The organism is Polaromonas sp. P1_G4, from assembly GCF_056405475.1.
The window spans coordinates 1-11,305 of record NZ_JBFUCA010000093.1; the positions used below are offsets into that span (position 1 = coordinate 1).

The 11,305-nt window shown below is 61.0% G+C and carries 10 protein-coding genes; 2 read left to right on the forward strand and 8 right to left on the reverse strand.

Annotated elements, in window-relative coordinates; translation table 11 throughout:
• A partial coding sequence (locus AC1D1X_RS06865) for a DegT/DnrJ/EryC1/StrS family aminotransferase (RefSeq protein ID WP_477698028.1) occupies positions 1-252 on the forward strand: 252 nt, incomplete at its 5' end.
• Entirely contained in the window at positions 239-2,047 is a 1,809-nt protein-coding gene (locus AC1D1X_RS06870; protein ID WP_477671340.1) for a polysaccharide biosynthesis protein, read from the forward strand. The genes AC1D1X_RS06865 and AC1D1X_RS06870, both read left to right, overlap by 14 nt.
• 17 nt (positions 2,048-2,064) lie before the next feature.
• On the opposite strand, the gene AC1D1X_RS06875 is transcribed toward AC1D1X_RS06870, so the two are convergent.
• The 8 genes from AC1D1X_RS06875 to asd all read right to left on the reverse strand — a co-directional run.
• Positions 2,065-2,727: an LON peptidase substrate-binding domain-containing protein gene (locus tag AC1D1X_RS06875; RefSeq protein ID WP_477698029.1), complete on the reverse strand. Its 663-nt coding sequence runs from the start codon at positions 2,725-2,727 to the stop codon at positions 2,065-2,067.
• 129 nt (positions 2,728-2,856) lie between these two features.
• A complete protein-coding gene (accD, locus tag AC1D1X_RS06880; protein ID WP_457279350.1) occupies positions 2,857-3,729 on the reverse strand; it encodes an acetyl-CoA carboxylase, carboxyltransferase subunit beta in 873 nt (290 codons plus the stop codon).
• An 88-nt stretch (positions 3,730-3,817) separates the two neighbouring features.
• The gene (trpA, locus tag AC1D1X_RS06885) at positions 3,818-4,636 is read right to left on the reverse strand and encodes a tryptophan synthase subunit alpha (RefSeq protein ID WP_477671342.1); all 819 of its coding nucleotides are present in this window, start codon (positions 4,634-4,636) and stop codon (positions 3,818-3,820) included.
• Entirely contained in the window at positions 4,633-5,934 is a 1,302-nt protein-coding gene (gene trpB, locus AC1D1X_RS06890) for a tryptophan synthase subunit beta (RefSeq protein WP_477671343.1), read from the reverse strand. The genes trpA and trpB overlap by 4 nt, the downstream gene beginning before the upstream one ends.
• Positions 5,912-6,637, reverse strand: a complete 726-nt coding sequence (locus tag AC1D1X_RS06895) for a phosphoribosylanthranilate isomerase (protein WP_477671344.1) — start codon at positions 6,635-6,637, stop codon at positions 5,912-5,914. Before AC1D1X_RS06895 ends, trpB begins: the two co-directional genes overlap by 23 nt.
• A complete protein-coding gene (gene truA / locus AC1D1X_RS06900; RefSeq protein WP_477698030.1) occupies positions 6,634-7,428 on the reverse strand; it encodes a tRNA pseudouridine(38-40) synthase TruA in 795 nt (264 codons plus the stop codon). The genes AC1D1X_RS06895 and truA overlap by 4 nt, the downstream gene beginning before the upstream one ends.
• 49 nt (positions 7,429-7,477) lie before the next feature.
• Positions 7,478-10,216 carry a FimV/HubP family polar landmark protein gene (locus AC1D1X_RS06905; RefSeq protein ID WP_477671346.1) on the reverse strand — a complete coding sequence of 913 codons (2,739 nt, stop codon included), beginning with the start codon at positions 10,214-10,216 and terminating at the stop codon, positions 7,478-7,480.
• 253 nt (positions 10,217-10,469) lie between these two features.
• Positions 10,470-11,305 (reverse strand): aspartate-semialdehyde dehydrogenase (gene asd, locus AC1D1X_RS06910; protein WP_477698031.1); only part of this gene is annotated, 836 nt, incomplete at its 5' end.

Sequence of the window (11,305 nt, forward strand, 5' to 3'; positions counted from 1 at the left end):
GATGTGATGAAGGCGCTTGAGCGGCACTTGATTGAGGCGAGGCCGGTCTGGAAACCCATGCACTTGCAGCCACTCTTTGAAGGTGCTCCTTATTTTTCGCATGAGTCCGGTGTTGATATCTCTGCGGACCTTTTTCGAACGGGTATCTGTTTGCCCTCGGGTTCAAATCTTGATGCGGCTCAGCAAGACCGCGTGATTGATCATTTACGGCATGTCCTGCTCATGACGGAGGGCCGTCGTGCGCTTGCGTAAAGAGACTGTTTCGCTGTGGACTGCAGATCTCTTGCTGGTTTGTCTAGGGTGGTGGGCAGCATTTTGGCTGCGGTTTAATTTTGATATTCCTGAGGAGTTTGAAGCACTCGCCCTACAGAGCATGCCATGGGCGTTGGCTGGGTCTGCGGCCGGACTGGTCATTGCACGCGTTGACCGCCAAATCTGGAAGTACATTGGCCTGCCCGAGCTGCGGCAACTGGTATGGGGGGTGTTTCTCGGTGGACTGTTGGCTGCCGCAGCTGTGCTGATGATCCGGTATCCAAATTTTCCGCGATCTGTCCTCCTGCTGCATCCACTCGTTGCATTGATATTGCTTGGCGGAGCTCGCGCTGCCTGGCGGACATTTGTTGAGCACGGTAGCCCGTCGGACGAATCCCGGGCCTTGTTGATTGTCGGATCGCTTCATGATGCTGCCGATGCCCTGCGTGCAATCAAGGGATCCAGGCAATGGCATTGTGTGGGTATTGCTTCATCCGTTGAGTCCGAGCAAGGGCGTTATCTTCATCAAATACCGGTATTGGGACTTCCGGCTGCAATTGCCGACATGGCTGCGTCTACGGGTGCATCAACTGCGCTCATTGCCAGTCCGCCGGGCTCTCGGGAGCGTCGCGAGGTCCTCATGCAGTCCAGTCCGCCCGGACTGACGTTGCTAACCATGCCGAGGCCGGATGAATGGTTGCAGTCCGAGAGTGCAAGTCCGAGGAAAATCGAACTGGAAGATTTGCTGGGCAGGCAGGCGGTGGAACTGGACACGCAGGGACTGGCGGAGCTTTTTTCGGGTCAAACCGTGTTTGTATCGGGTGCTGGCGGGTCTATAGGGTCGGAACTTTGCCGGCAGATTGCGCGATTGGGTGTCGCCCGGCTGGTTTGTGTGGACGCCTCCGAGATTGCCATTTACAAGCTGGAGCAGGAACTGCGGGAAGCGCATCCGCAGATGCAAGGTCTCTATTACACGGCCAATGTCAGGGAGCATGCCCGCTTGCAGGCCATCGCAATGCAGTACAAGCCCTCGGTGTTTTTTCATGCGGCAGCGTACAAGCATGTCCCATTGATGGAGTTGAATAACGAAATCGAAGCGGTCCGAACCAATATTCTCGGAACCATTCACGCCGCTAAAGTGGCCGGTGCATGCGGTGCCCAGAAGTTCGTCTTGATCTCCACTGACAAGGCAGTGAATCCCACCAATATCATGGGAGCCACCAAACGCATGACGGAACTCGTGGTGCAGAGCATTGCACGCGAGTACACCGACACCCAGTTTGTGTCGGTTCGGTTCGGAAATGTTCTGGGCTCAAGCGGCTCTGTGGTTCCGCTGTTCACTGAGCAAATTGCGCGTGGTGGCCCGATCACTGTGACGCACCCCGACATCGTGCGCTATTTCATGACGATTCCGGAGGCCGCCAAATTAGTACTGCAGGCCGGGCTTATGGGACGCAGTGGCCAGATTTACGTGCTCGATATGGGTGAGCCTGTAAAAATTGTGGATCTGGCCCGGATGATGATTCGTCTTTCGGGTAAATCCGAACACGACATTTCGATCACTTTTACCGGTTTGCGTCCCGGCGAAAAACTATTTGAAGAATTGATGGCTGATGACGAAACCACGGAGCCCACTCCCCATCCCAAACTCCGTGTGGCCAAATCGTCGGGCGATCAGGCCGTTGCCATCGACGATGTAACAGCCTGGATATCCGCTGTTGGTGCCGCACCGTCCGGCGAAACCGTGAAGGCTTGGTTAACCAGTCATGTTCCGGAGTACAAATCCCGGATCTGATTTCGCTGGTTCCTTGTTTACAGCGAAATTCCTGTGCGCTCCAGAATGTCGCTGACCAGTTCCAGCCGCATCAAGGGGTTGTCCAGTTGCATCAGGCGCTGCTTTAATTCCAGCGGCATCGGCAACAGTTCGCACCAGCGGTTGGCGACCCATCCGCAGTCGTTCAGCCTGTAGGGCGCCAGTAGCGGCATTTGTGCTTGCGGCACCTCGCGTTCCTGCAGGCTTGTAATCAGCTTGCCCAGGGCATTGGCCGTGGCCTRCAGGTCAACCGGAATTTCCACCGGTTGGTCGTCTTCCAGCCGGGTGACATCGGCAATCCACAGGCCATGCCTGAGTTTTTCGCGGCGGGTGATTTCAAAGCGCTGCGCACCGGTGCAGCGTATGGCCATCAGGCCCGGTTGCGGGCTGGAGAACTCGGTAATGGTGGCCAGGGTGCCGATGGTGCTGAAGGCCTCGTTCGCAAAGCCGTCGCCCGTGGGGGTGCCTGCATCGGCGGGCCGGCGTACCTCGGAGCCTTCGGTGAGTGAAACAACGCCGAAAGGCGCACCCGCCTTGTGGCATTTACCGATCATGTCGAGGTAACGGACCTCAAAGATGCGCAGCGGCAACACGCCGCCGGGGTACAGCACCGCGCCCAGCGGGAACAGGGGAAGGGAGGTCAGTGTCAGGGCTTCTGGCATGGTCTCATCGTGCTTTGGAGTGCCGTGAACCACATCATCCCATGTGACCCGCGCGGTGAATTTTTCGTGCGGCTGATACGCCTTTTATGCCTTGGGACTTATGCCTTGCTTCCGGGAATTGCCGGCCTCTCAGCTGACGGCATCGGCTGGCTGGCGCAGCAGCATGGCCAGGGAGTTGGCCACGGTCTTGCGCAGTTCCCTGCGGTCGCAGATCAAATCGACTGCGCCCTTGGTTTGCAAAAACTCGGCGCGCTGAAAGCCTTCAGGCAGCGTGACGCGCACGGTGGACTCAATGACGCGCGGGCCGGCAAAGCCGATCAGGGCCTTGGGCTCGGCGATCACGATGTCGCCCACGAAGGCAAAGCCGGCGCTCACACCGCCCATGGTCGGGTCGGTCAACACGCTGATGTAGGGCAGGCCTTTTTTGGCCAGGCGGGTCAGCGATGCATTGGTTTTGGCCATTTGCATCAGGCTTAGCAGGCCTTCCTGCATGCGTGCGCCGCCGGTGGCGGTAAAGCAGATGAAAGGCACTTTTTGCTCGATAGCGGCGTGCACGCCGCGCACAAAGCGCTCGCCCACCACGCTGCCCATGCTGCCGCCCATGAAATCAAACTCAAAGCAGGCGACCACCACGCCGATGCTGTGAACGGCGCCGCCCATCACCACCAGGGCGTCGGTTTCCTGGGTGTTTTCCAGGGCTTCTTTCAGGCGTTCGGGGTATTTGCGGCTGTCCTTGAACTTGAGGGCGTCGACGGGCAGCACTTCCTGGCCCAGTTCATAACGGCCTTCCGGGTCCAGAAAGGCGTCCAGCCGGGCGCGCGCGCCTATGCGGTGGTGGTGACTGCACTGCGGGCAGACGTTCTGGTTTTTTTCCAGGTCGGTTTTGTAGAGCACGGCTTCGCAACTCGGGCACTTGATCCACAGGCCCTCGGGCACACTTCGACGCTCGGTCGGATCGGTGGGGCTGATTTTTGGGGGAAGAAGTTTTTCTAACCAAGACATTGGGTAAGTCCTTAGGGTGTCGAGCGGGATCCAGACGCATTTGCCGGGCGAAAAGCGCAATTATGCGCCGGGTTTCGCCCATTAAAAGTCAGTCCAAAGCAGTACGGATTTCCTTCAAAAAGTCCCTGGCAACGATTGCCACCTTGTCACGCGGCTGGTTTTCAATCAGCTGGATGATCTTGCTGCCGATCACCACCGCGTCGGCCACCTTGCCGATGGCCTTGGCCGTGGCGGCGTCGCGAATGCCGAAGCCCACGCCCACGGGTACGTTCACATGCTTGCGGATGCGCGGCAGCATGGCCTCCACGGCGTCCACGTCCAGCGTGCCGGCGCCCGTCACGCCCTTGAGCGAGACATAGTAGACATAGCCGCTGGCGACTTGCGCCACCTGGGCCATGCGGGCGTCCGTGCTGGTGGGGGCCAGCAAAAAGATCAGGTCCATGCCGTGGGCGCGCAGCCGGGCGGCAAATTCCACGCATTCTTCGGGTGGGTAATCGACGATGAGTACGCCGTCCACGCCGGCCGCGGCAGCGTCGCGGATGAAGGCGCTTTCGGTTTTGCTGCCGCCGTGTTTGATGTCGTAGCGTTCGACCGGGTTGGCGTAGCCCATCAGAACGACGGGGGTGGCGCTGTCTTTGGTGCGGAACTGGCGCACCATCTCCAGCACCTGCGCCAGGCCGATGCCCAGGGACAAGGCTTTTTCACCCGCCTTCTGGATGACAGGGCCGTCGGCGCTGGGGTCGGAAAAGGGCACGCCCAGCTCGATCACGTTGGCGCCGCCGGCCACCATGCTGTGCATCAGCTCGGGGGTAACGTCGGCAAAGGGAAARCCCGCCGTGACGTAAGGGATCAAGGCCTTGCGGCCCTGGCTTTTCAGTGTGGAGAAGGTGGTGGCAATGCGGCTCATGATTGCACCCCGCTGCCCTTGGCGCCGCTGGCATCGAACGAAGCCGCGGTTGTCGCACCACCCTTGACAGAGAAGCCCCGCATCGAAGGCCGGTCGTAAAACTCCGCGCCCGAAAGGTCGGCTACCGTGCCGATGTCCTTGTCGCCCCGGCCTGAGAGATTGACGAGCAGGCTCTGGTCTGGGCGCATGGTGCGAGCCATCTTCATTGCGCAGGCCACGGCATGGCTGGATTCAAGCGCCGGAATGATGCCCTCGGTGCGACACAGGTAGTGAAAAGCTTCCAGCGCCTCGGTGTCGGTGATGCCGACGTATTCGGCACGGCCGATGTCTTTGAGGAATGCGTGCTCGGGGCCGACGCCGGGGTAGTCGAGGCCCGCGCTGATGCTGTGCGTTTCGGTCACCTGGCCGTCGTCGTTTTGCAGCACATAGGTGCGGTTGCCGTGCAGCACGCCGGGCAGGCCACGCTGCAGCGACGCGGAGTGCTTGCCGCTGTCCAGGCCTTCACCTGCGGCCTCGACGCCGATCAAGCGGGTTTTGGCGTGCTGGATATAGGGATGGAAGATGCCCATGGCGTTGCTGCCGCCGCCCACGCAGGCGATCACTGCGTCGGGTTGCTTCGTGCCGATGAACTCCGGCATCTGCTGCAGGCATTCGGTGCCGATCACGCTCTGGAAGTCGCGGACCATCATGGGGTAGGGGTGGGGGCCTGCCACGGTGCCAATGATGTAGAAGGTGTTGTCCACGTTGGCGACCCAGTCGCGCATGGCTTCGTTGAGCGCGTCTTTCAGCGTCTTGCTGCCGCTTTCGACCGGCACCACGGTGGCGCCCAGGAGGTTCATGCGGTAGACATTAGGGCTTTGGCGCTTGACATCTTCGCTGCCCATGTAGACCACGCATTCCAGGCCGTAGCGGGCGCAGATGGTGGCCGTGGCCACGCCGTGCTGACCGGCGCCGGTTTCAGCAATCACGCGCGGCTTGCCCATGCGGCGCGCCAGCATGGCCTGGCCTATGGTGTTGTTGATCTTGTGCGCGCCGGTGTGGTTCAGGTCTTCGCGCTTGAGGTAAATCTGCGCGCCGCCTTGTTCACGGCTCATGCGTGCGGCGTGGTAAATCGGAGAGGGGCGGCCTACGAAATGCGCCAGCTCGGAATGGAATTCGGCGAGGAACTCCGGGTCGTGCTGGTATTTGGCGTAGGCGTCTTTGAGCTCATTGATGGCGTGCGTCAGGGTTTCTGAAACAAAACTGCCGCCGTAAATTCCGAAATGGCCTGAAACGTCAGGCTGGTGGTACTCGTACATGGTTAAGACTCTTTGCAAGTAGTTCGTCGGCGGCGCGAACGGCCGCTACAAACTGGTTGATCTTGTAGGCGCTTTTGATTCCCTTGGAAATCTCGACGCCCGAACTGACATCAACGGCCAGCGTTGTGCAACGCGGCCTGACTTGCAAAATGCCATCGATCACGTTTGCAGGCGTCAATCCACCAGACAAAACGAGGTGAGCGCTGACGTTTGGAGGAAGAAGTGACCAATTGAATGTTTTCCCGCCGCCACCATAACCTTCGACATGAGCGTCGAGCAGGATGGCTTGTGCGGCCTTGAAGTCTTGTGCGTATTTTACGAGATCAAAGCCGCCGGAGGTTCCAGGCGTGCTTTCAGTGGTTTTTTCACCAAGTGGAATGCGTGCGGCGCGCATGAACGGGCGCCCGGCCTCCAGGCAGATCTCGGGTGTTTCGTCACCATGAAATTGTAGTAAAGCCATTGGTAGGCCTGCGCAAGCAGCTATGATTTTTGTAGCGGGGGCATTGACGAAAAGCAGCACCGGCGTCACGAAAGGAGGCAGGCGGCGAGCCAGTCCGGCGGCGCGTTCGGCTGTCACATGGCGCGGGCTGGCTTCGTACATCACAAACCCGATTGCATCGGCTCCGGCAGCCACGGCCGCGTCCACGTCTTCCTCGCGGGTGAGGCCGCAGATCTTGATTCGGGTGCGGGTGGCGGGCGTCATGGAAGCCAATCATAGGCCGCTGTGCGACTTGGGAGGCCATAGTGGTCTTCATAGACCGGTCCCAAGAAGTACAACCCATCGGGTGAAAAAGTGGGCGCGGCTGCGTCGCGGCTGCGCGCATCCCTTACCTCGGCCAGCCAGCCTGGCGGGTAGTTGCCCTGGCCGACAGCCACCAGGCAGCCCATGATGTTGCGAATCATGTGGTGCAAAAAGGCGTTGGCCTCGAACTCGAAGCGCCAGTATTTGGAGCCCGTACCGGCACGCTCGGAGATGTCGATCCGGCTGATCGTTTTGACGGGGGACTTGGCCTGGCACTGCGCGGCCCGGAAAGAGCTGAAATCGTGCTCGCCAATGAGGTGCGTGACAGCCTGTCGCATCGCAGTGCCATCCAGTGGCCGGTACACCCAGCCGACACGCCCGGCTTCCACGCTGGGCCGCACTGGTGATTCCAGCACGACGTAGGCGTACCTGCGTGCGATGGCGCTACCGCGGCAATGGAATTCGTCGGGGAMCTCGCGTGCCCATTGCACCGCGATGTCACCGGGTAAAAAGGTGTTGGTGCCGCGCACCCATGAGGCAATGTCGCGCTGCAGCGGCGTGTCAAAGTGCACGACCTGCATCAGCGCATGCACGCCAGCGTCGGTGCGCCCGCAGCAGAGGGTACGAATCGGCTGGGCGGCAAACTTGGCCAAGGCCAGCTCCAGCTTGTCTTGCACGGTATTGCCCGAGAGCTGGCTTTGCCAGCCCTCGTAGGCACTTCCGCTGTAGCTGATGCCGAGGGCAATCCTCACGGTTGAACCCCGGCCGGTGCGCAGTGAACGCGGTGCGTTCAGGCTGCGCTCACGCCAAGGCGTTCAGGAACGCCTGCGCCTTGACTTTCAACGGGCCACTGGCTTCTGCCAGCACTTCTTCGGCCAGCGAGCGGGCACCGTCGGTGTCACCCAGCGAGCGGAACTCTTCGGCCAGCATGAACTTGGTTTCAAGCGGGTCATCCGACGAAGAAGATACTTCAAACTCAGGAGCGGGACTCTCCGTTGTTGGGCCATTCAGGTCAAGTGAAAGCGAGCCCAGGTCGAATTCCAGCATGCCGCTGTCGGCTACTGCCGGGGCCGGGGCCGGGGCCGGAGCGGCCTTGACCGGCGGAACCGGTTTGGCTGGCGGGACGAACGGCTCGGGTTCAAAGTTCAGGCCTTCGGACAGAAAGGAAATCTCGGGTGCCGCTTCGGCGGGTTTGGCCGCAGCAGGTGCCGGTGGCTTGGCCGCAGGCATGGCAACCGTTGCGCTGCTGAAATCCATGTTCAGGGCGGCGGGTTCCGGTTTCCTGACGACGGGCGGGGCAACTGGTTTTGGTGCAACGGGTGCCGATATTGCCGCAGGGGTCGTGGCTGTATCAGGCTCATCACCGAGTGAGAAATCCAGGTCAAGATCAACGTCCACGGCCGGTGTTGGCGCAGGGACATTGACCGGTTGAGCCACCATGGCCACGGTACCGCCCGGGCTGAACGCCGAGGTCCCGGCGGCGGAGGCTGTGCCRGCGGGCTGTCCGCCAGGCTGGTACATCGGGTTCGAAGGGTCGAGCTCGCGGCCCATCTCGGTGATGTACGCCCATTCCGGGCCATTGCCGTGGGTCAGATTGAAGGCTTCGATGGCGACAGTTTCAAATGCCTTGCTGTCGCGGCGTTTTGCATAGATTTCCATCAGCTTGGCGTGAATTGCCACGCGCATGGGGCTGGTGCGCATCGCCTCCTTGAGGATTTCTTCAGCTTGCAGGTCGCGTCCATATGCCAGGTACACATCGGCTTCGGCTACGGGGTCTACGTCGCCAGCGGCGTCCAATTGACTGGGCGAATACACCAGGGACGAGCCCGTGGCGTTGCCTTCATTCGTGTCAATTCTTTGGCCGCCGCTGGCGCCGAAAAAAGAATCGGGCTGCAACCTGCTTTCAAGGAAAGAGCTGTCAACCTGGGCCCCACCGGCGCGCTGGCGGTACCGGTAAAAACCGAATCCGGCGAGCAACGCGACCAGAAGGCCTACGCCCGGCAATACCAGGGGGTTTTCCAGCAGTTCGTCGAGCAGGCTGGGTTCAGGTGGCGGCGGAGGCGGCGCAACAACCGGTTTTTTGGGTGCTGCCGGAGCGGCTGCCACCGGTGCGACGGGTTCGCTGGCCGCGGGGGCTGGTTGTGAAGCCGCTGCAAGCGGCTCGGCGCTTGCAGCCGTGGCTGAGGCTGCAGAGGCGGGTGCCATGGGAACCGCAGGCGTCGTGCCCGCAACTGCTGCGCTGGCCGGCTGTGTGGCTGTCACCGCTGCCTTGGTGGATGCCGATGCGGCGATGGAAGGCGCCGAAGCTGCCGGAGCCGCCGCAGGTGTGGGGACTGTAACGCTGGACGGAACTGGAACAGCCACACCTGGCGTTTTGGCTGCGCTGGCTGCGGGTGCCGCTGCCGGACCGCTTCCGAGTTTGTTGAGCTCGTTGATATTTTTGGACAGCTCCGCGACCCGTGTCGAGGCTTCTTTGGCTTGCCGTTCCTTGGCAATCTTTTCTTCGGCGGCTGTCGCTGCCTTGCCCTTGACGGCTCCCTTGGACAGGGTGAGCTTGTCGGGGGTGGTGCTGGCAGGCGCCCGGTCTTCCACCTTGGCCTCCACCTTGCCGCCGGCCTGGCGGTCGGCACCGGCTACCTGTGCCGCTGGCACGCCTTCTGCGAGTTTTCGGCGGAAAGTGTTGAAGTCCTTGCTTTGCGCGACGATGGTCTGGGTAGCTTCGCCGGGGGAGACGGCGCCGGCCGATTCGGCGGTCGGGATGTCCAGCACGGCGCCGGACTTGATGCGGTTGACATTGCCGCCGATGAAGGCATCCGGGTTGCTTCGGAGCAAGGCGACCAGCATCTGGTCCAGTGAAATGCTGGACGGCTTGTTCTGGGCAGCGATTTTGCCTGCGGTGTCACCGGATTTGACGGTGACCTGTGTGTCGCCGGCGGGGGCTTTTTCCGCCTTTGCCGCAGGTGCCTTGGCTACGGGGGCGGGCCTGGTGGCACTGGAGCCGGGGCCTGACGGGGAATAGGGGATGGACGCAATGCCTTTGGAGGGCGGCGCGGCATTGGGCGAACCGGGGCGCGACAGCACAGGTGCAGTTGGCGCAACTGCTGTGCCGCTACTGCCGGACCGCAGTGCCGGCGGGTCAAACAGCATGGTGTAGTCGCGTGTAATTCGCCCGTTCGACCAATTGGCCTCCAGGATGAGGTCCACGAAAGGCTCGGTAACGGGGCGGTTGCTGCTCAATCGCAGGAAAGACCGTCCGTCCGTCCGACGTTGCAGGCTGACTTCGACACCGGTGACCACCGTGCCGTATTCCATGCCTGCTGCCTTGAAGGCTTCTGCCGGTGCAACACCGGCCCGAAGGCTGGCTGCTTCATCGGGCTTGAGGTCCGTGATCTCGATTTCGGCGCGAAGGGGTTCACCCAGCGCCGATTGAACGGTGATCCGGCCCAGCGCAAGCGCATGGGCTTCAAGACTTGCCAGGCTGCCCAGCAATGCAATGGCACTCGCCAGGGCGCCAATACGCCAACGACCGCGTTTATTCATGGGGTTGGGAGCCTCCAGTGCTCGGTCTGCATGTAACTTTATTCTGCTTAAGCGCACAAAAACCTCGATGCGAATTTTCGAAAAACAACCTTAACATCAAGGCATTAGGCTGACAAGCTAAGACACCACTTAAGTTTTGACACATCGAGTTAGCATCAACTTACATGTTCAGGATGTTGTCAGACGACAACGCACGGAAACAAGTGGTTACGGATGAGTGGCCGCATGTTGGCAACCGCTCACCCCGAATTATTTACCCCTGAAGCAGTATACGAAGCATGCGGCGCAGCGGTTCGGCCGCACCCCAGAGCAACTGATCGCCCACGGTGAAAGCACCGAGGTAGTCGGGGCCCATGGCCAGTTTGCGCAGGCGACCCACCGGAATCTGCATGGTGCCCGTCACGGCGACGGGTGTGAGGTCCTTGATCGAGGCCTCACGCGTGTTGGGCACAACTTTGACCCACTGGTTGTCTGCGGCGATCATGGCCTCGATATCGGCCAACGGCACGTCCTTCTTCAGCTTGAAGGTCAGGGCCTGACTGTGGCAGCGCATCGCGCCTATGCGCACGCAGAAGCCGTCGACCGGCGTTTCAGCCGTGCCGAAACCAGCACCCTGGCCCAGGATCTTGTTGGTTTCCGCGCCGCCCTTCCATTCTTCCTTGCTCATGCCGTTACCCAGGTCCTTGTCGATCCAGGGAATGAGGGAGCCACCCAGCGGCACGCCGAAATTGGCCGTCTCATCGCTATTCAGTGATTGCTGTTTGGCCAGCACGCGGCGGTCGATTTCCAGGATGGCTGATTTGGGATCGTCCAGCAAGGCGCGGACTTCGCTATTGAGCGTGCCATATTGGGTCAGCAGCTCGCGCATGTGCTGGGCGCCGCCGCCGGACGCCGCCTGGTAGGTCATGCTGGTCATCCATTCGACCAGGCCCGCCTTGTACAGCGCGCCCACGCCCATCAGCATGCAGCTCACCGTGCAGTTGCCGCCAATCCAGTTCCTGCCGCCCTTGGCCATGGCGTTCTGGATGACGGGCAGGTTAACCGGATCCAGGATGATGATGGCATCGTCGTTCATGCGCAGCGTAGAGG